This is a genomic window from Streptomyces sp. NPDC043738 (assembly GCF_056436545.1).
The window spans coordinates 17541-39763 of the sequence record NZ_JBWKCJ010000006.1; the positions used below are offsets into that span (position 1 = coordinate 17541).

The 22223-nt window shown below is 75.9% G+C and carries 3 protein-coding genes; all 3 read right to left on the minus strand.

The features are described 5' to 3' along the window. Window positions 1-18 precede the first annotated feature (18 nt). Genes AC0680_RS10800 through AC0680_RS10810 form a run of 3 tightly spaced genes read right to left on the minus strand, consistent with a single transcriptional unit; the run spans window position 19 to window position 22211 of the window. Entirely contained in the window at window positions 19-5658 is a 5640-nt protein-coding gene (locus AC0680_RS10800) for a type I polyketide synthase (RefSeq protein ID WP_478627112.1), read from the minus strand. Then, window positions 5622-10337, minus strand: a complete 4716-nt coding sequence (locus AC0680_RS10805) for a type I polyketide synthase (protein WP_478627114.1) — start codon at window positions 10335-10337, stop codon at window positions 5622-5624. The genes AC0680_RS10800 and AC0680_RS10805 overlap by 37 nt, the downstream gene beginning before the upstream one ends. Window positions 10338-10385: 48 nt before the next feature. Next, the gene (locus AC0680_RS10810) at window positions 10386-22211 is read right to left on the minus strand and encodes an SDR family NAD(P)-dependent oxidoreductase (protein WP_478626758.1); all 11826 of its coding nucleotides are present in this window, start codon (window positions 22209-22211) and stop codon (window positions 10386-10388) included. Between the last annotated feature and the right edge of the window lie 12 nt (window positions 22212-22223).

Below are 22223 nucleotides of genomic sequence, written 5' to 3' on the forward strand. Positions count from 1 at the left end.
AGCCGGCACGACGGCTGGTCAATTGGCATTGCTGAACCGGTTGTCCACCAGGTCGAACAGTTCCTCGTCACTCGCCGCGTCGAGTCCCAGGTCCGTGTCGTCGTCGCGCCCGGTCAGCTCGGTCAGCAGCTCCGACAGCAGCTCCAGGGCCCGCTCGCGCACCTCGTCCCCCTGCCGCGTGGCGCGCAGCCCGGCCGCCAGCCGGTCGACGCCGGCGAGGACGTCGGCGGCGGACCGGTCCCCGTCCGGGGCCAGCAGCGTGCCGAGGTGCCGGGCGACGGCCTGTGGCGTGGGGTGGTCGAAGACCAGGGTGGTCGGCAGGCGGCGTCCGGTCGCGGCGGCGAGCCGGTTGCGCAGCTCGACGGCGGTCAGCGAGTCGAAGCCCAGCTCCAAGAAGCCCCGGGTGTCCGCGATCTCGTCCGGGGAGCGGTGCCCCAGCACCGTCGCCACCGTGGTGCGGACGAGTTCCAGCAGCACCCGCTCCCGCTCGTCCTCGGGCAGCGCGTCCAGGCCCTCGACCGCCGTCGGCTCCGACGGGCCCACGGTGCCGCGGCCGGGGGCCGCCGCCCTGCGCACGGCGGGGCCCGCCAGGGTGCGCAGCACCGGCGGGACCGCACCGGAGGCGGCCCGCGCCCGCAGGGCGGCCGCGTCGATCCGCAGGGCCGCCAGCACCGCGTCCCCGTCCGCCAGCGCCCGGTCGAAGAGCTCCAGGCCCTCCTGCGAGGCCAGCGGCCGCATTCCCGAGCGCGCGATCCGGGCCAGGTCCACCTCGCCGAGGTGGCCGGTCATTCCGCTCTGCTGCTCCCAGAAGCCCCAGACCAGCGACGTGGCGGGCAGGCCGGCGGCCCGGCGGCGCTGCGCCAGCGCGTCCAGGGCGGCGTTCGCCGAGGCGTACGCCGCCTGCGCGGCCGTCCCGAAGACGCCCGAGGCCGACGAGAACAGCACGAAGGCCGACAGGTCCGTCCCGCGGGTCAGTTCGTCGAGGTGCGCCGCCGCGTCGGTCTTCGGGCGGCCGACGTGGCCGAGCCGCTCCGGTGTCACATCGGTCACCATCGCGTCGTCCAGCACACCGGCCGCGTGGATCACGGCGGTCAGCGGGGCACTGCCGGGTATCCGCGCCAGCAGCGCGGCCAGGGCGCCGCGGTCGGCCGCGTCGCACGCGGCCACCTCCGCCGTGGCGCCCAGCTCGGCCAGCTCCGCCACCAGCTCGTCGGCTCCCGGCGCCGTCGGGCCCTGACGGCTCACCAGCAGCAGGCGGGTGGCGCCGTGCCCGGTCACCAGATGACGGGCCAGCAGCCTGCCGAGCAGGCCGGTGCCACCGGTGATCAGGACGGTCCCCTCGGCGAACGGCCGCTGCCGCTCGGGCGGTCGCGTCGGTTCGCCGGCTTTGGCCAGCCGCGGTACCAGGGCCTCGCCGGCGCGCACGGCGACCTGGGGTTCGCCGGTGGCCAGCGCCGTGGCCAGCTGCTCGGCGGGCGGCGTGGCGCCGTCGAGGTCGACCAGGACGAAACGGCCGGGATGCTCGGTCTGCGCGGACCGCACCAGCCCCCAGACCGCCGCCTGCGCGGAGTCCGGGACGTCGTCGGTGTGCGCCGCCACCGCGCCCCGGGTCAGGAACACCAGCGGCGAGGCCGCGAGGTGGTCGTCGGCGAGGTGGGCCTGCAGCAGCTCCAGTGCCCGCACCGTCGTCGGCCGCACGGCGTCCATGCCGTCGCCGTCGGACGCCTCCGCGGCGCAGGACACCACCACGACGCCGGGCACCGGCCCGCCCGAGCCGACGCTCTCGCCCAGCGCGGCCAGATCGGGGTGGCGCACCGCGGCCGGTGCGTGCGCGCCCTCCTCGAAGCCGGGAGCGGAGCCCACCAGCGCCCAACCGCCCGGCGGTGCCTGCCCCGTTGCCGGGGCGGCCGGCCAGGTGAGCCGGTACAGCCCGTCGTGCCGGGGCCGGTGCGCGGCAGCCAGCCGGGCGGGGTCGACCGGCCGCAGGGCCAGCGAGTCCACCGAGGCCACCGGATTCCCGGACGGGTCGGTGAGGGTGACCGTCACGGCGTCGGTGCCCGCCGGAGCGAGCGCCACCCGCAGCGCGGACGCCCCGACGGCGTGCAGCGAGACATTGCTCCACGAGAACGGCAGCAGCAGGGGCCGCCCCCCTGCCGGCCCCGCGCCGTCCTCGCCGGCGGCCAGCCCCACGGCGTGCAGCGCCGCGTCCAGCAGCGCCGGATGCAGGCCGAAGGCCTCGGCGTCGGCGAGGTGTTCCTCGTCCAGCCGTACCTCGGCGAAGACCGATGCGCCCTGCCGCCAGGCGGAGCGCAGTCCCTGGAAGGCCGGCCCGTAGGCGTAGCCCCGGTCGGCCAGCGCGGTGTAGTGGTCGCCGACGTCGAGTGCGACCGCGTCCGCCGGGGGCCAGGCCGCGGCCTCGGGCGCGGGTGCCGGTGCGTCCTCGACCAGGACACCGGCCGCGTGCTGCGTCCAGGGCTCCTCGTCCCCGGTCCTGGAGTGCACGCTGACGCTCCACCCCTCGGCGTCGGCCCGGTCGGCGGCGACCACCTGCAGCGTCACCTCGCCGTCCTCGGGCAGCGCCAGCGGGGCCTGGATCGTCAGCTCCCGCACCCGGCCGGCACCCAGCAACTGGCCGGCGTGCAGGGCCAGTTCGAGGAAGGCCGTGCCGGGCAGCAGCACCGTGTCGTGCACCGCGTGGTCGGCGAGCCACGGATGGGAGCGGGCCGAGACCCGCCCGCTGAGCACCAGCCCGTCCCCGGTCGCGGTGGCCACGACCGCCCCGACCAGCGGGTGGTCGCCCGCCGCGAGGCCCGTCGCCGCGACGTCCGCGCCGGAGTCCCGGTCGTCCAGCCAGTAGCTCTGCCGCTGGAAGGCGTACGTCGGCAGGTCCACCCGCGCGGCCTCGCGGCCCGCGAACACCGGTGCCCAGTCGACGTCGACGCCGTGCGCGAACAGCCCGCCGGCCGCGCGCAGGAAGCCGTCCAGCCCCCCGTCGTCCCGGCGCAGCGACCCCGTCACCAGCGCGCCGGTCACCTCGGCGTGCTCCATCGTCTCCTGCATCGGCACGGTCAGCACCGGATGCGGGCTGATCTCCAGGAAGGTGTCGTATCCGCTCGTCGCCAGCTCCCGGGTGACCTCCGCCAGCCGCACCGGCTGCCGCAGATTGCGGTACCAGTACTCGGCCCGCAGGTCGTCCGCCTGAAGGAAGGTGCCGGTGACCGTCGAACAGAACGCCACCCGCGGCGCGTTCGGGGTGATCCCGGCCAGCGCCCGGTGCAGATCGTCGCGGACCGCCTCGACCTGCGGGGAGTGCGAGGCGTAGTCCACCGGGATGCGGCGCGCCCGCACGCCGTCCTCGTCGCACCGGGCCATCAGCTCCTCCAGCGCCGCGCCGTCGCCGGACACCACGACCGAGGAGGGGCTGTTGACCGCCGCCACCGACAGCCGCTCGCCCCAGGGCGCGAGCAGCGCCGCGGCCGCGGTCTCGCCCAGCGCGACGCTGACCATGCCGCCGCGGCCGGCCAGTGCCCGCAGCGCCTTGCTGCGGACGGCCACCACCCGGGCCGCGTCCGCCAGCGACAGCGCGCCCGCCACGCACGCGGCGGCGATCTCGCCCTGTGAGTGGCCCACCACCGCGTCCGGCTCCACGCCCACCGAGCGCCACAGCGCGGCCAGCGACACCATCACCGCGAACAGCGCGGGCTGCACGATGTCGACCCGCTCCAGCCAGTCGTCGTCCGCCTCGCCGCGCAGCACTTGAAGCAGCGACCAGTCCACATGCGGAGCCAGCGCCGCGGCGCACTCCTCGACGGCCTCCCGGAAGACCGGTGAGGTCCGAAGCAGTCCGGCGGCCATGCCGGCGAACTGCGAACCCTGGCCGGGGAAGACGAACACGGTCTTCGCCCGCTCCGCGGCCCCGGCACCCTGGTCGTCGCCGGCGACGACCGCCGGCGACTCCTCGCCGCGGGACAGCGCCACCAGGCCCTTGACCAGGTCGCTCCGGTCGGCGGCGACCACGACCGCGCGGTGCGCGAAGACCGACCGGGTCGTCGCCAGGGCGTGGCCGATGTCCGCCGCGGCTACCTCCGGCCGGCCCTCGGCGTACGCGCCCAGCCGCGCCGCCTGCGCCCGCAGCGCCTGGCGGCTCACCCCGGACACCACCCACGGGAGCGCCGAGGGCCCGGCCGCCGCGGGGGCGGTGTCCGGCGCGGCGGCCTCGGCGGTGAGGTCGTCGGGCAAGGCCTGCTCCAGGACGACATGGGCGTTGGTGCCGCTGACCCCGAAGGACGAGACGGCCGCCCGGCGCGGCCGGTCGTCCGCCGGCCACTGCCGCTCCTCGGTCAGCAGCCGCACCGCGCCCGCCGACCAGTCCACATGCGTCGTGGGCGCGTCGACATGCAGCGTCCGCGGCAGGACGCCGTGCCGCATCGCCATCACCATCTTGATCACTCCGGCCACACCGGAGGCCGCCTGCGTGTGCGCGATGTTGGACTTCACCGACCCCAGCCACAGCGGACGGTCCGCCGCCCGGCCCTGGCCGTAGGTCGCCAGCAGCGCCCGGGCCTCGATCGGGTCGCCCAGGGTGGTGCCCGTGCCGTGTGCCTCGACCGCGTCGACCTCGGCGGGCGAGAGCCGGGCGTCGGCCAGCGCCTCCTCGATCAGCCTCTGCTGGGAGGGGCCGTTGGGGGCGGTCAGACCGTTGCCGGCGCCACCGTGGTTGACGGCGGAGCCGCGGATGACGGCCAGCACCGGGTGGCCGTTGCGCCGCGCGTCGGAGAGCCGCTCCAGCACCAGCGCGCCGGCGCCCTCGCCCCAGCCGGTGCCGTCGGCGGCCTCGGCGAAGGACTTGCACCGGCCGTCGGAGGCCAGCCCGCGCTGCCGGCTGAACTCCACGAAGGCGTTCGGGGTGGCCATCACGGTCACCCCGCCGGCCAGGGCCAGGGAGCACTCCCCGGAGCGCAGCGCGTGGCACGCCTGGTGCAGCGCCACCAGCGAGGACGAGCACGCGGTGTCGATGGTCACCGCGGGACCGGTCAGTCCGAGGACGTAGGACGTCCGCCCGGCCGCCACGGCCGCGGTGGAGCCGGTCAGCCGGTAGCCGGCCGCCTCGTCGCTCGTGCTGACCCGCGACGGGAAGGCGTACCCCTGGTGCGTCAGCCCGACGAAGACCCCCGAGCGGCTGCCCCGCAGGGAAACCGGGTCGATGCCGGCGCGCTCCAGCGCCTCCCAGACGACCTCCAGCCACAGCCGCTGCTGGGGGTCCATCGCCAGCGCCTCGCGCGGGTTGATCCCGAAGAACTCGGCGTCGAATCCCGCCGCGTCGCCGAGGAAGGCGCCGGTACGGACGTAGCTCTTGCCCGGCCGGCCCGGCTCCGGGTCGTAGAGCGCCTCCAGGTCCCAGTTCCGGTCCTCCGGGAGCCCCGAGACGGTGTCGGTGCCGTCGGCGACCAGGCGCCACAGCTCTTCCGGGGACGCCACGTCCCCGGGGAAGCGGCACCCCATGGCGACGATCGCGACGGGCTCGTGCTCCCGCTGCTCGGCGTGGTCGAGACGGGCGCGGGTCTGCCGGAGCTCGGTGGTGACCAGCTTCAGATACTGGCGAAGTTTGTCCTCTGAGGTCGTCACGAGATTCCAAGCTCCTTGTTGACGATGTCGAATATCTCCTCGTCGGTGGCGAGCGTCAGCGCGTCGTCCCCGGCCGCCTCGGTGGTGCCGTCCTCGCGCCGGTCCCACTTCCACAGCAGCGACCGCAGCCGGGCGACGACCCGGCCGCGCGCGTCGTCGTCGGGCGCCATCGCCTCGACGGCCGCCTCCCACCGGTCCACTTCGGCGAGCACCGCGGTGATCTGCCCGCCGTCGGGCCGCAGTTGCTCGCGCAGGTGCCCGGCCAGCGCGGCCGGAGTGGCGTGGTCGAAGACCACCGTGGTCGGCAGGGCGAGACCGGTGGCCTCGTTGAGCCGGTTGCGCAGCGTCAGCGACGCCATCGAGTCGAACCCGAGGTCCCGGAACGCCAGCGTGGCCCGGACGTGATCGGGCGTGCGGTGCCCCAGGGCGTCGGCCGCGTGCGTGCGCACCAGGTCCAGCAGCAGCCGGTCCTGGTCGTCCTCGCCCAGCGCCGCGAGCCGCTCTTGCAGGGCGTCGGCCCGGCCGGGCCCCGCGGCGCCCTGGACGGCGCGCCGCGCCTCGGGCAGGTCGTTCAGCAACGTGCGGGAGCGGGACATGCTGTACGCGGGGGCGAACCGGTCCCAGTCGATGTCGGCGAAGGCCGTGAGGGTCTCGTCGCGGTCGAGTGCCGCGCGCAGACCCGCCAGGGCCGTCTCCGGGGCCATCAGCGGTACGCCGCGCTCGCGCAGGCGCTCGCCCGCGCCGTCGGCGGCGGCCATCCCCCCGCCGTCCCACGCGCCCCACGCCACCGAGGTCGCGGCCCGGCCCCTGGCCCGGCGCGCGCCGGCCAGCCCGTCCAGGAACGCGTTGCCCGCCGCGTACGCCGCCTGCCCGACGTTGCCCCACAGCCCGGCGCCGGAGGAGAAGAGCACGAACGTGTCGGGGGACCGGCCGGGGGACCCGTCGAAGACGGCGTCCAGGTTCCTGGCGCCCTCGACCTTGCCGGACAGCACCTCGGCGATCTCCGCCAGGCCGCACTCGGCCAGCGGCTTCTCGGCCTGGACCGCGCCGGCCGTGTGCACGACGGTGCCGACCGGATGCTGCCGGGGCAACGACTCGACCACCCGCCGCAGTTCGTCCCGGTCGCCGAGGTCGCAGGCGGCGATCGTCACCTCGCTGCCGAGCTCCTTCAGCTCGGCGGTCAGCTCGGCCGCACCGGGGGCGTCGGGGCCGCGGCGGCTGAGCAGCACCAGGTGCTCCGCACCCTGGGCGGCCAGCCAGCGGGCCACCTGCGCGCCGAGCGCGCCCGTTCCGCCGGTCACCAGCGCACTGCCCGTGGGCTGCCAGGCGCGCCGCACCGGCGCCTGCGCCAGCGGCGAGCGCACCAGCCGGCACCCGTGCACCCCGTCGGCCCGGACGGCCAGTTGGCTCTCGTCGCCCGGGTCGGCGAGGACGCCGACGAGGCGGGACAGGGCGGACGCGTCCAGCGGCTCGGGCAGATCGATCAGGCCGCCGCGGCGCTGTGGCCATTCGAGTGCCGCCACCCTGCCCAGCCCCCACACGGCCGCCTGCGCCGGATGCCGCACCGGGGCGTCGCCGGTGGCCACCGCGCCCTGGGTGAGGTACCACAGCGGGGCCTCGACACCGGCGTCGCCGAGCGCCTGCGTCAGCACCGCCGTCGCCGCCAGACCCCGGGTCAGCGCGGGCAGTTCCGGCATCGGCCGGTCGTCCGCGGCCAGTACGGACAGCACACCCGCCAACGGCTCGGCACCGGCGGCCTCCCGCAGCCGGCGGGTGAGCGCCGCCCGGTCGATGCCGGCCGCGTCGACGCCGAGGCGGAGCACCTCGCCCGCCCCGGCGCGCTCGCACGCCGCCACAACCTCGGCCGCCGGGCCGTCGCCGCCGTCGGAGGAGAGAAGCAGCCACCGGCCGGTCAGCCGGTCCGGGCCGGCGTCGGGCAGCGCCGCCCAGTCGACGCGGTAGCGGTGGTCGTCCACCTGGGCCGGGCCGGCGTCGGCCGCGGCCGACGCCAGCCAGAACCGCTCACGCTGGAAGGCGTACGTCGGCAGTGCCACCGGGCGGGCGCCGGTACCGGCGAACACCTGGGGCCAGTCCACCGCGACGCCGCGCACATACAGCTGGCCCAGCGCCGCCAGCAGCGTGCGCTGTTCGGGCTCGTCGCGGTGTGCCGCCGCGGCGAAGACCACGTCGCCGGTGGCGGCGGACTCCTGGCCCATCGCCGCGAGCACCGCGTCGGGGCCGAGTTCCAGGAACGTGGTGGCGCCCTCGGCCTGAAGCGTCCGCACCGCGTCGAGGAACCTGACCGTCTCGCGCGCGTGGCGCGCCCAGTACTCCGGCGCGCACACCTCGTCGGCGCTCACGACGGTGCCGGTCAGCGCGGAGACGACCGGAATCCGCGGGGCGTTGAGACGGACGCCCCGCACCACGGCGGTGAACTCCGCCACCATGGCGTCCATGCGGTGCGAGTGGAACGCATGGCTGACCCGCAGCCGCTTGGTGTTGCGGCCCCGGTCGGCGAAGTGCGCGGCCACCTCGGCGACGGCGTCCTCGTCACCGGCGACCACCACGGAGGAGGGGCCGTTGACCGCCGCGAGCGAGACGCGGCCGGGCCGCTCGGCCAGCAGCGGCGCGACCTCGTCCTCGGTCGCCTGCACCGCGGTCATCGCCCCGCCCGGCGCGAGCGCCTGCATCAGCCGGCCCCGGGCGGCGGCCAGGGTCGCCGCGTCCGCGAGCGAGAGCACCCCGGCGACATGCGCCGCGGCCAGTTCGCCGATGGAGTGGCCGGAGACGAAGTCCGCCCGCACCCCCCACGACTCCACCAGCCGGTGCAGCGCGACCTCGACCGCGAACAGCGCGGGCTGGGTCCAGCCGGTCTCGTCGAGCAGCCCCTCGGTTCCCGGCCGGCCGAAGACCACGTCGCGCAGCGGCCGGTCGAGATGCCGGTCCAGCTCGGCGCACACCGCGTCGAAGGCCTCCGCGAACACCGGGTAGCGGTCGTACCATTCACGCCCCATGCCCACCCGCTGCGCGCCCTGGCCGGTGAACAGGACCGCCAGCTTGCCGTCGGACACCTCACCGCGCGCACCGGCGCCGGGCCGCTCGCCGCCGGCGAGCCGGCGCAGGCCGTCCGCCAGCTCGGCGCGGTCCGCCGCCACGACGACCGCGCGGTGGTCGAACGCCGAACGCGTCGTGGCCAGGGAGTACGCCACGTCGGCGAGGTGCGCGGACCGGTCGCCTTCGAGATGCCGGCGCAGCCGCTCGGCCTGGGCCCGCAGCGCGTCCTCGTCCCGGCCCGACACCGGCCACGGCAGCGCGAGGTCCGCCGCCCGGGGCGGGCGCGCGGCGGCGTCGTCCCGGTCGGCCGCGGGGGCCGCCTCGACGATCACATGGGCGTTGGTGCCGCTGATGCCGAAGGACGACACCCCGGCGCGTCGCGGCCGCCCCGGGTCCGGCCACTGCCGGGTGTCCGTCAGCAGCTCGACCGCGCCGGCCGACCAGTCCACATGGGTCGAGGGCCGGTCGACGTGCAGGGTCTTGGGGAGCACGCCGTGCCGCAGCGCCATCACCATCTTGATGACGCCGGCGACGCCCGCGGCCGCCTGGGCGTGCCCGATGTTCGACTTCACCGAGCCGAGCCACAGCGGGCGTTCGCGCTCGCCGCCGAACGTCGTCAGGATCGCCTGGGCCTCCATCGGGTCGCCGAGCGGTGTGCCGGTGCCGTGCCCCTCGATCGCGTCGACGTCCGCGGCCGACAGGCCCGCGTCGTCCAGTGCCTGCCGGATCACCCGCTCCTGCGACGGCCCGTTCGGCGCCGTCAGCCCGCTGCTCGCGCCGTCCTGGTTCACCGCGGTGCCGCGCACCACGGCCAGGATGCGGCGGCCGTTGCGGCGGGCGTCCGACAGCCGCTCCAGCAGCAGCACCCCGGCGCCCTCGCTCCAGCCGGCCCCGTCCGCGGCGTCGGCGAACGACTTGCACCGGCCGTCGGGGGCCAGCCCCCGCTGCCGGCTGAACTCCACGAACGTCGACGGTGTCGACATCACCGTCACCCCGCCGGCCAGGGCCAGCGAGCACTCGCCCCGGCGCAGTGCCGAGGCCGCCAGGTGCAGTGCCACCAGCGACGACGAGCACGCCGTGTCCACCGTCACCGCCGGGCCCTCCAGGCCCAGGGTGTAGGAGATCCTGCCGGAGGCGACGCTGCCGGCGCTCCCCGTGCCGAGGTACCCCTCCACCTCCTTGGTCGCCACGCCGGGCCGGGCGCCGTAGTCGTGGTACATCACCCCGGCGAAGACACCGGTCCGGCTGCCCCGCAGCGACAGCGGATCGATGGCGGCCCGCTCGACCGCCTCCCAGGAGGTCTCCAGCAGCAGCCGCTGCTGCGGGTCCATGGCGAGCGCCTCGCGCGGCGAGACGCCGAAGAACCCGGCGTCGAACTCCGCCGCGTCGTAGAGGAATCCGCCCTCCCGCGTGTACGAGGTACCGGGCCGGTCGGGGTCGGCGGAGAACAGCGACGTCAGATCCCAGCCCCGGTCGGTGGGGAACCCCGAGACGGCGTCCTTGCCGTCCAGGACCAGCTCCCACAGGTCCTCGGGGGAGCGCACGCCGGCCGGGTACCGACAGCCCATCCCGACGATCGCGATCGGCTCGACCGCGGCCTGGGCCGCGTTCCTGAGCCGCTCGTTCTCCTTCAGCGAAGCCCGTAGTGCTTCGACCACCGCTTCAGACGATGTGGCCATGACCCCTCCCGCAATTGGCATCCAAGATCAGGACTTGTCCCCGCCGAAGGCCGTGCGCACGAGATCCTCGACGTCCATGTCGTCGATCCCGGCCGCCTCGCCCGCCTGTGACGGTTCCGCGGCCGCCTCGCCGCCGGCGAGCCGGAGCACGTCCGCCAGCAGGCCGGCCTGCCGGAAGCGGGCCAGTGGAATCGAGGCCAGCGCCTCGCGGAACCTCTTCTCCTCCGCCTCGGACTCGGTCAGCTCCCGGCTCTCGGGGAAGAGCCGGTCCCGCAGATAGCGGGCCGCGGCGGCCGGTGTGGCCTGGTCGAAGACGAGCGTCGCCGGCAGCCGCAGGCCGGTGGCCGCGCCCAGCCGGCTGCGCAGCTCGACCGCGGTCAGCGAGTCGAAGCCCATCTGCAAGAAGCCCCGGGTGTCCTGGACGGCATCGGGCGAGGCGAGCCCCAGCACCGTCGCCGCCTGCTCCCGTACCAGGCGCAGGAGCGCCGGCTCCCGTTCCTCGGCGGGGAGTTCGGCCACCCGGGCCGCGAACGACCCGCCCGCTCCGCCCGGCGTCTCGGCGCCGCCGCGGCGCCGCCCGGCCCTCACCACCGTGCGCAGCACCGACGGCACCAGCCCGGGCTCGCCCGCGGCCAGCATCGCCGCGGGGTCCAGCTTCATCGGCACCAGCACGGCGTGCGGCGCCTCCAGCGCCGCGTCGAACAGCGCCAGGCCCTCCTCGGTGGGCAGTTGCCCGACCCCGGACCTCGCCATGCGCCGCAGATCCGCCTCGGACAACTCGCCGGTCAGACCGCTGCGCTGCTCCCACATGCCCCACGCCAGCGAGCTGCCCGGCAGACCGGCGGCCCGCCGGCTGCGCGCGAGCGCGTCCAGGAAGGCGTTCGCCGCCGCGTAACCGCTCTGCCCCGCGGTGCCCAGCACCCCGGCGGCCGAGGAGAACAGCACGAAGGCCGACAGCTTCGCGTCCCGGGTGAGGTCGTGCAGGTTCAGCGCGCCGTCCACCTTGGGCCGCAGCACCCGGTCGATCCGCTCCGGCGTCTGCGCGGTGAGCACCCCGTCGTCCAGCACACCGGCGGCGTGCACCACCGCGGTCAGCGGATGCGCCGCCGGGATCCGGCCGAGCACCGCCGCCAGGGCGTCCCGGTCGGCCACGTCGCAGGCCGCCACCGTGACATGGGCTCCCTGCCGGGCCAGGTCCGCCTCCAGCTCGGCCGCGCCCGCCGCGGCCGGGCCGCTTCGGCTGGTGAGCAGCAGCCTGGTGACGCCGTGCCGCGCCACCAGGTGACGGGCGATCAACTCGCCCAGACCGCTGGTGCCGCCGGTGATCAGCACCGTGCCGTCCGGCGCGAGCGCCGGCTGCCCGGCCGGCTCCTCGGCGGCCGCCGGGACCCGGGCGAGCCGCACCGCGCGCACCACGCCGCCACGAAGGACGAGTTGGGGCTCCTCGGACGCCAGGGCCGCCGGCAGGGCGCGGCGGGAGGCGGCGTCCTCGTCGGTGTCCAGCAGGCCGAACCGGCCGGGGTGCTCCGACTGCGCCGAGCGCACCAGACCCCACAGCGGCACCTGCCGCAGGTCGTGCCCGGTGCCCTCGTCGTCGACGTCCATCGCGTGACGGGTGACGAAGACCAGCCGCGAGCCGGCGAACCGCTCGTCGGCGACCCAGGCCTGCGCCTGCGCCAGCGCCCGGTGGGTCGCCTCGCGGGCGGCCCGGGCCGGGTCTGCCTCCTCCTGCGGGTCGCACAGGCAGGGCACCAGGACCACGTCGGGCAGGGGCGCTCCGGAGCCGACCGCCGTACCCAGCGCGTCCAGGCTCTCGTACCCGTCGAGCCGCGCCCCGGCAGCCTCCATGACGGCCCCCAGCTGGAGGTCGTCCGGCCCCAGCACCGCCCAGGTGCCGGTGACCGGGGCGGGTGTCGCCGGCGGCGCGAGCCGCTCACCGGTGATCCGGAAGAGCGAACGGTGCGACACCTGGCGGGCGTTGCCGAGGGATCCCGGCGGTACCGGCCGCACCATCAGCGACCCGACCGAGAGCACCGGTTCGCCGGACGCGTCGACCGCCGTCAGCGACACCGCGTCCGCGCCCGCCGGGGACAGCCGTACGCGCAGCGTCGACGCCCCCGTGGTGTGCAGGTACACGTCGTTCCAGGCGTACGGCAGCCGCGGCTCGCCGCCGTCGGCCACCAGCCCGCCCAGCACCATCGCGTGGAGGGCCGCGTCGAAGAGCGCCGGATGCACGCCGTACTGCCGGGCCTGCGCCTCGTCGGGGAGGTGGACCTCGGCGAAGACGTCCGGGCCCTGCCGCCAGACCGCGCGCAGCCCCTGGAAGGCCGGGCCGTAGTCGAGTCCGGCCGCCGCCAGCACCGCGTACCCGTCGTCCAGCGCCACCGGCTCCGCGTCCGACGGCGGCCACTGGGGCAACCGGGCCGGGGGCGCGGGGCTGCGGGTGGCGAGCACCCCGACGGCGTGCTGGAGCCACGGCGTGTCCGCGGGCGCGTCCTCCGGCCGGGAGTGCACCTCCACCGGGCACCGCCCGGTGTCGTCCACTTCGCCGGCCATCACCCGCAGCTGGACCGCGCCGTCCGCGTCGACGACCAGTGGGGCGAGGAGGGTGAGCTCCTCGATCGTGTCGCAGCCGCTCTCCTCGCAGGCGCGCAGCACCAGTTCGACCAGTCCCGTGCCGGGGAAGAGCACCGTGTCCAGCACCGCGTGGTCGGCGAGCCAGGGCTGGGACCTGACCGACAGCCGTCCGGTCAGCACCGTGCCGGCCGAGCCGGGCAGGGCGACCAGGGCGCCGAGCAGCGGATGGCGGGTCGTGCCCAGGCCGGCGGAGGTCACCTCGCCCGAGCCGCCGACCCGCTCCAGCCAGTACCGCTCACCCCCGAAGGGGTAGGTCGGCAGCTCGGCCCGGCCGACGCGGCGGCCGGCGAAGGCGGCGGCCCAGTCCAGCGTCACGCCGCTGGTGTGCAGCTGCGCGGCCGAGGCCAAGAAGCGCGCCGGGCCGCCGTCGTCGCGGCGCAGCGAGCCCACCGTGATGCCGTGGGCGACGTTCGCGGCGTCCATCGTCTCCTGGATCGCCATGGTCAGTACGGGGTGCGGACTGGCCTCGACGAAGACGTCGTAGCCCTGCTCCAGCAGCAGGCGGGTCACCCGCTCCAGGTGGACGGTCTGCCGCAGGTTGCGGAACCAGTACTCGGCGTCCAGCTCCGTGGTGTCCAGCTCCGTGCCGGTGACCGTCGAGTAGAAGGGGATCTCCGAGCGCCGGGGCGTCAGGGGGGCCAGCTCCTCCAGCAGCCGCTCGCGGACCTGCTCGACCTGCGGGGAGTGCGAGGCGTAGTCCACCGGGAGGGTTCGGGTCCGTACCCCGTCCTCCTTGCAGCGCGCCAGCAACTCCTCCAGCGCGTCCAGGTCCCCGGAGACGACCGTGGACGACGCGCCGTTCACCGAGGCGACGGAGAGCTGACCGTCCCACCGCGCCACCAGGCGGGACACCGCCTCCTCGCCCAGCGCGACCGACACCATGCCGCCCTGGCCCGACATCGCGGCCAGCGCCTTGCTGCGCAGGGCCACCGCCCGGGCCGCGTCGTCCAGCGACAGCGCGCCGGCCACGCAGGCGGCGGCGATCTCGCCCTGGCTGTGGCCCATCACCGCGTGCGGCCGCACCCCGTAGGACTGCCACAGCCGGGCCAGCGACACCATCACCGAGAACAGCGCGGGCTGGACGACGTCGACCCGGTCCAGCGACGGCGCGCCGTCGGCGCCGCGCAGCAGGTCCGTCAGGGACCAGTCCACGAAGGGGGCCAGGGCGGCCTCGCACTCCCGGATCCGCTCGGCGAACACCGCATCGGAGTCGAGCAGTTCGGCGGCCATCCGCGGCCACTGCGATCCCTGGCCGGAGAAGACGAACACCGTCCGGCCCCGGTTGCGGGCCGCGCCCTGGACGACGGAGTCCGCCTCGCGGCCCTCGGCCAGCGCGGTGAGCCCCTCCAGCAGGGCCTGCTGCCCGTCCGCGACCACCACGGCGCGGTGGTCGAGGGTGGCGCGGGTGGTGGCCAGGGAGTGGCCGACGGCCGCCAGGTCGGGGTCGGCGGCGTTGGCGAGGTGGGTCAGCAGCCGGCGCGCCTGGGCGCGCAGCGCCTCCTCGGTCTTGCCGGACAGCGCCCACGGCAGGGCCGTGAGCGGGGCGGCGGCGTCCGGCTCCGGGGTGCTCGCCGCCGGCTCGCCGGTCGCGGCCGGGGACTGCTCGATGATCACATGGGCGTTGGTGCCGCTGATGCCGAAGGAGGAGACCGCGGCCCGGCGCGGCCGCCCGGTCTCGGGCCACGGCGTGGACTCGGTCAGCAGCGCCAGCCCGCTCCCGGACCAGTCGATCTCCGGCGTGGGCCGGTCGACGTGCAGGGTCCGGGGCAGCACCCCGTGCCGCATCGCCGCGACCATTTTGATCACGCCGGCCAGTCCCGCGGCGGCCTGGGTGTGCCCGATGTTGGACTTCACCGAGCCCAGCCACAGCGGACGGTCCTCGGCGCGCTCGCGCCCGTACGTCGCCGACAGGGCCTGGGCCTCGATCGGGTCGCCGAGCCGGGTGCCCGTGCCGTGCGCCTCCACCGCGTCGACGTCGTCGGCCGACAGGCGGGCGTTGGCCAGCGCCTGCCGGATCACCCGCTGCTGGGAGGGGCCGTTCGGTGCGGTCAGGCCGTTGCTCGCGCCGTCGGAGTTGATCGCCGAGCCGCGCACCAGCGCCAGCACCGGGTGGCCGTTGCGGCGCGCGTCCGACAGCCGTTCCAGCAGCAGCGTGCCGACGCCCTCGCCCCAGCCGGTGCCGTCCGCGGCCGCCGCGAAGGCCTTGCAGCGGCCGTCCGGGGACAGCCCGCGCTGGCGGCTGAACTCCAGGAAGATGTCGGGCGAGGCCATGACGGCGGCCGCACCGGCCACGGCCAGCGAGCACTCGTTGCGCTGCAGGGCCTGTACGGCCATGTGCAGCGCCACCAGGGACGAGGAGCAGGCGGTGTCGATGGTCACCGCCGGCCCCTCCACGCCGAAGGCGTAGGCGATCCGGCCGGACATGACGCTGGAGGTGCTGCCGGTCAGCAGATAGCCGCCCAGGTCCTCGGGGGCCTGACGCGGGTCCGAGGGGTAGCCCTGGGCCGCGGCCCCGACGAACACCCCGACCTGATCGCCCTTCAGCGACAGCGGGTCGATCCCGGCCCGCTCCAGCGCCTCCCAGGAGGTCTCGAGCAGCAGCCGCTGCTGCGGGTCCATCGCCAGCGCCTCGCGCGGGCTGATCCCGAACAGCCCCGCGTCGAACCGCGCGGCGTCGTCGAGGAATCCGCCCACCCGCACATACGTCGTGCCCGGCCGGCTCCCGTCCGGGTCGTAGAGGGCCGCCACGTCCCAGCCGCGGTCGGAGGGGAACGGCGAGACCGTGTCCGACTCGTCGGTGACCAGCTGCCACAGGTCCTCGGGCGTCGCGATGCCGCCGGGGTAGCGGCAGCTCATCGAGACGATCGCGATCGGGTCGTCGTCGACGGCCACGGCCTGCGCGGCGGCGGTCGACCGGTCGGCCTCGGCGCCCAGCAGCTCGGTCCGCAGATGGCGCGCCAGCAGGGCCGGCGTCGGGTGATCGAAGATCAGGGTGGAGGACAGCTGTGTGCCGACCGCGCCGCCCAGGCGGTTGCGCAGTTCCACCGCGGTCAGCGAGTCGAAGCCCAGTTCCTTGAACGCGAGGTCGGCCGCGACCGTCGCGCCGTCGGCGTGACCGAGCACCGTCGCGGCGTGCAGCCGCACCAGGTCGAGCAGCAGCTGCTCGCCCTCGGCCTCGGAGACGCCGGCCAGTTGGCTCTGCAGCGCCGCGGACGCGGCGGGCCGGTGCGCCGCGCCGCCGGCCCGGCGCCTGGGCTTCCTGGTGAGCCCGCGGAGCATGTGCGGCATCTCGTCCGCCGGCGTCTGGTGCAGCATCGCGGCGTCGACCCTGGCCGGGATGACGGCGGCCTCGCCGGTCGCGACGGCGGCGTCGAAGAGGTCCAGGCCCTCCTCGTCGGCGAGCGGCACCAGACCGGTGCGGCCGAGACGGACCAGGTCCACCTCGCCCAGCCCGCCGAGCATGCTGCCGGAGTCCTCCCACGGGCCCCACGCCAGCGACACCGCGGGCAGACCCGCGGCCTTGCGGTGGCCGGCCAGGGAGTCCAGCAGGACGTTGGCCGCGGCGTAGTTCGCCTGCCCCGGTCCGCCGAGCACACCGGCGGTCGAGGAGAACAGCACGAACGCGGCGAGGTCCGCGTCCCGGGTGAGCTCGTCCAGGAGCAGTGCCGCGTCCGCCTTGGGACGCAGCACCGTGTCCAGCCGCTCGGGGGTGAGCGACGCCAGTACCCCGTCGTCCAGCACGCCGGCCGTGTGCACCACGGCGGTCAGCGGGTGCTCGGCCGGCACCGAGGCGAGCAGCCGCCGCACCGCGGCACGGTCGGCGACGTCGCAGGCCGCGAGGGTCACCACGGCTCCCCGCTCGGTGAGTTCGGCCACCAGGGCGTCCGCTCCGGGGGCCTTTTCGCCCCGGCGGCTGACGAGCGTCAGATGCCGTACCCCGTGCCGGTCCACCAGCCGGCGGGCGAGGGCTCCGCCGAGCGCGCCGGTGCCGCCGGTGATCAGGACCGTGCCCCGCGGATCGAGCCCGGACGGCACGGTGAGCACCACCTTGCCGATGTGGCGTGCCTGGCTGATGAACCGGAAGGCGTCGGCCGCGTGCCGGACGTCCCACGGGGTCACCGGCGGCAGCCGCAGCGCGTCGTCCGCGAACAGGCCGAGCAGCGCTTCCAGCATCGCCTCGGTGCGCTCCGGTCCCGCGTCGACGAGGTCGAACGCCTGGTAGGAGACGCCGTCGTGCTCGTCGGCGACGGCCTTCGGATCCCGGACGTCGGTCTTGCCCATCTCCAGGAACCGGCCGCCCGCACCCAGCAGCCGCAGCGAGGCGTCGACGAACTCCCCGGCCAGGGAGTTCAGCACGACGTCCACGCCCCGGCCGGTCCGCCGGAACTTCTCCTCGAACTCCAGGTCCCGGGAGGAGGCGATGTGATCGTCGTCCAGCCCCATCGACCGCAGGGTGTCCCACTTCGCCGGGCTCGCGGTCGCGTACACCTCGGCGCCCAGGTGCCGGGCCAGCTGTACGGCGGCCATGCCGACGCCGCCGGTTCCGGCGTGCACCAGCACCGACTCGCCGGGCCGCAGGTCCGCCAGGTCGACCAGCGCGTAGTAGGCGGTGAGGAACACCGCGGGGACGGCCGCCGCCTGCGCGAACGACCAGCCGTCGGGGATCTTGGCGACCATCCGGTGGTCGGTCACGGCGACCGGGCCGATTCCGCCGAAGATCATGCCCAGGACCCGGTCGCCGGGCGCCACCGACGCGACGCCGGGGCCCACTTCGAGCACGACACCGGCGCCCTCCACGCCGAGCGGTCCGGCCTCCCCCGGGTACATGCCCAGGGCGTTCAGCGCGTCGCGGAAGTTCAGCCCGGCCGCCCGCACCCCCACCCGTATCTGACCGGGCGCCAGCGGCGCTGCGGCCTCGGGGTGGTCGAGCAGGGCGAGGCTCTCCAGCGTCCCGCCGCCGTCGACGCCCAGCCGCCAGGTCGGCGTCGCGGGGGCGGACAGCGCCCGCTCGGGGCGCAGCCGCGTCATCCGCGGCGCCCTCAATTCGCCGGCCCGCAGCGCCAGTTGCGGCTCCTGCGAGGCGAGGGCGTCGGCCAGCCGGCCGCGGGAGTCCTGGTGGCCGTCGAGGTCGAGCAGGGCGATGCGGCCCGGGTTCTCCGACTGGGCCGTGCGCACCAGACCCCATACGGCGCTGTGCGCGAGGTCGGTGACGTCCTCGGCGCCCACGGCGACGGCGCGGTGGGTCACCACCACCAGCCGGCTGCCGGCGAAGCGCTCGTCGGTCAGCCAGCGCTGCACCAGGTCGAGCGCCCGGTGGGCGGCGGCCCGCACCGCGTCGGCGCGATCGGCCACCGGGCCCGTGTCGGCGCGGCAGGACACCAGCACCGTGTCGGGGGCCTGCCCGCCCGTGTCCAGCGCCCGGGCGAGCGAGGCCAGGTCCGGGTGGACGTCGACGGGCCGGTCGGCGAGGTACGGCGCCAGATCACCGGTGCCGGTGCCCACCACCGCCCAGGCCGCGGCCGCACCCCGGGCCGCGGTGGGGGCGAGGGTCTCCCAGCCCACCTGGAAGAGCCGGTCGCGGGTGGCGGTGCCGGCCGCCTCGATCCGCTCGCGCGCGGCCGGGCGCAGCACCAGCGCGTCGGCCGACAGCACGGGCCGGCCGGTGTCGTCGGCGGCCACCACGGACACCGCGTCCGTACCGACCGGTGCCAGGCGCACCCGCAACCGCGGTGCGCCGGTGGCGTACCGGGTCACCCCGCGCCAGGAGAACGGCAGCCGGGCCTGGTCCCACTCGGGCAGCACGACGTTGAGCGCGACCCCGTGCAGCGCCGAGTCCAGCAGCGCGGGATGCAGGCCGAACTCCTCGGCGCCGGAGCCCTCCGGCAGGACGGTCTCCACGAACAGTTCGTCACCGCGTTGCCAGGCGGCCCGCAGCCCCTGGAACACCGGCCCGTAGTCCAGGCCGGTCCCGGCCATCAGCGGGTAGAGCCCGGCGACGTCCACCGGCTCCGCGCCGCGCGGCGGCCACACGGTCAGCTCTTCCTCGTCGGCGGGCGACCCGGCCCGGGCGAGCAGACCGGTGGCGTGCAGGGTCCACGGCTCGTCGTCCGCCGCCCCGTCCGGCCGGGAGTGCAGGCTCAGCGACCGCCGGCCGGACTCGCCGGCGCCGCCCACCCGCACCTGCAGGGTGACCGCGTCGCGTTCGGGGACCACCAGCGGTGTGTGGAAGGTCAACTCCTCCACGAGGTCGAGGCCGACCCGTTCGCCCGCGTGCAGGGCCAGTTCGAGGAACCCCGTGCCGGGCAGCAGTGCCTGGCCGAACACCGCGTGGTCGGCGATCCAGCCGTGCGCGCCGGTCGAGAGCCGTCCGGTGAAGAGCAGTTCGTCGTCGTCGGCCAGCGACACCACCGCGCCGAGCAGCGGGTGGTCGGCCGTGGAGAGGCCGGCGGAGCCCACGGCCGCCGAGGACGCGGGGGCGGGCAGCCAGTAGCGGGTGCGCTGGAAGGGGTAGACGGGCAGCTCGGCCGCCCGCGCGCCGGACCCGGCGTAGAACGCCCGCCAGTCCACCGGCACGCCGCGGGTGTGCAGCCGGGCCAGTGCGGTGGTCACCGTGAGCTCCTCGCCGCGGTCCGCCCGCAGCGCCGGAGCCAGGTCGGTGTCCGCCGAGGTGAGGCTCTCCCGCCCCATCGCCGACAGCACTCCGTCGGGGCCCAGCTCCAGGAAGGTGCGGACGCCCTCGGCTTCCATGGCGCGGACCGCGTCGGCGAACCGTACGGTCCCGCGGGCGTGCCGCACCCAGTACTCCGGCGTCCGGATCTCCTCCGGCGTGATCTCCCGGCCGGTCAGGGTGGACACCACCGGGATCTCGGGGGAGTGGAACGACAGTTGGGAGACCACCTGGCGGAACTCCGGCAGCATGGCGTCGATCAGCGGCGAGTGGAAGGCGTGCGAGACCGTCAGCTGCTTGGTCTTGCGCCCCTGTGCCGCGAAGTGCTCGGCGACCTCCCGCACCGCCTGCTCGGCGCCGGCGACCACCACGGAGGACGGTCCGTTCACCGCGGCCAGGTCGACCAGCGCAGCGCGCTTCGCCACCAGCGGCCGCACCTCGTCCTCGGTGGCCTGTACGGCGACCATCGCGCCGCCCTCCGGAAGCGCCTGCATCAGCCGGCCGCGCGCCGCCACCAGCGCCGCCGCGTCCGGCAGCGAGAGCACCCCGGCCACATGCGCGGCGCTCACCTCGCCGATGGAGTGGCCGGCCACATGGTCCGGGGCGACGCCCCAGTGCGCGAAGAGCCGGAACAGCGCCACCTCCAGGGCGAACAGCGCCGGCTGGGTGTACCCGGTGCGGTCCAGCAGCCCCTCGTCGCCGGCGGCCCCGAACACCACGTCGCGCAACGGCAGTTCCAGATGCCGGTCCAGCTCCGCGCACACCGCGTCGAACGCCTCGGCGAACACCGGCGACGCCTCGTACAGCTCGCGCCCCATGCCCACGCGCTGACTGCCCTGGCCGGTGAAGAGGAACCCGAGCTTGCCGCGCACCGCCGTACCGAGCGTCAGCCCCGGATCGGGGCGGTCCTCGGCCAGCGCGGCCAGGCCCCGCGTGAGTTCCTCGCCGCTCGCCGCGACCAGCGCGGCCCGGTGCGCGAAGGCCGACCGCGTGGTGGCCAGCGCGTACCCGACGTCCGCCGCGGCCGGCTCGTCGCCCTCGTCCAGCCGGGCCAGCAGATTGCGGGCCTGCTCCCGTACGGCGTCGGCGCTGCGCGCGGACAGCACCCAGGGCACCACCCGCGGCGGGGTGCCGTCGGCGGCCTCGGCGGTGGGCCCGTCCGCCGCGGGCGCCTGCTCCAGCACCACATGGGCGTTGGTGCCGCTGATGCCGAACGACGACACACCGGCGCGGCGGGGACGGCCGGTCCGCGGCCAGTCCACCGCCTCGGTCAGCAGCTCCAGCCGCCCCGACGACCAGTCCACGTGCGGCGTCGGCTCGTCGACGTGCAGGGTCGGCGGCAGCACGCCGTGCTGCATCGCCAGCACCATCTTGATGACGCCGACGACACCGGCCGCCGCCTGGGTGTGCCCGATGTTGGACTTCACCGAGCCCAGCCAGAGGGGGTCGGTGCGGTCCTGGCCGTAGGTGGCCAGCAGCGCCTGCGCCTCGATCGGGTCGCCCAGTGTGGTGGCGGTGCCGTGCGCCTCCACCGCGTCCACCTCGGCGGCGGTCAGCCGGGCGTCGGCCAGCGCCTGGCGGATCACCCGTTGCTGCGAGGGGCCGTTGGGCGCGGCCAGCCCGTTGCTCGCCCCGTCCTGGTTGGTGGCGCTGCCGCGCACCACGGCGAGGACCCGGTGGCCGAGCCGCTGGGCGTCGGACAGCCGCTCCAGCAGCAGGATGCCGACGCCTTCGGACAGGCCCGTGCCGTCCGCGGCCGCCGCGAAGGACCGGCACCGCCCGTCCGGGGACAGCCCGCGCTGCCGGCTGAACCCCTGCAGCTGATGGGGGGTGGTCATCACGGTGACGCCACCGGCCAGCGCGAGGGTGCACTCGGCGCGGCGCAGCGCCTGGCACGCGGCGTGGATCGCCACCAGCGACGCCGAGCAGGCGGTGTCGACGGTGACCGCCGGGCCTTCGAGGCCGAGCGTGTACGCGATGCGGCCCGAGAGCACGCTCGCCGCCCCCGCGGTCAGGAAATACCCTTCGTACTCGCCGAGTTCGGCCGGCTTGGCGCGCGTCGCGTAATCCTGGAAGGCGGTTCCCAGATAAACGCCGGTGTGGCTGCCCTGCAGCGTCGTCGGATCGATTCCGGCGCGCTCCAGCGTTTCCCATGAGGTCTGCAGCAGCAGCCGCTGCTGCGGGTCCATCGCGGTCGCCTCGCGCGGGCTGATCCCGAAGAACTCCGCGTCGAAATCGGCGATATCGCCGAGAAATCCGCCGTGGCGCGTGTACACGGTGCCCGAGCGGTCCGCGTCCGGGTCGAAAAGAGCCTCCAGATCCCAGCCCCGGTCCGTCGGCAACCCGGAGACCGCATCGCCGCCCGAGGCGATGAGCTGCCAGAACTGCTCCGGGCTGTGTACGTCCCCGGGCAGCCGGCAACCCATGCCGACGATGGCGATCGGCTCGTGCGCGGCGGAGAGCAGGTCCTCGTTCTCCTGCCGCAGCCGCTCCGTCTCCTTCATTGACGCGCGCAGGGCATCGACGATTTTGTCCGGCGACGTGGCCATGGTCCCTCACAG

Excerpts from the sequence above, each read along its gene's own strand:
- AC0680_RS10810 (WP_478626758.1), bottom strand. The coding sequence starts at position 22,211 with ATGGCCACGTCGCCGGACAAAATCGTCGATGCCCTGCGCGCGTCAATG.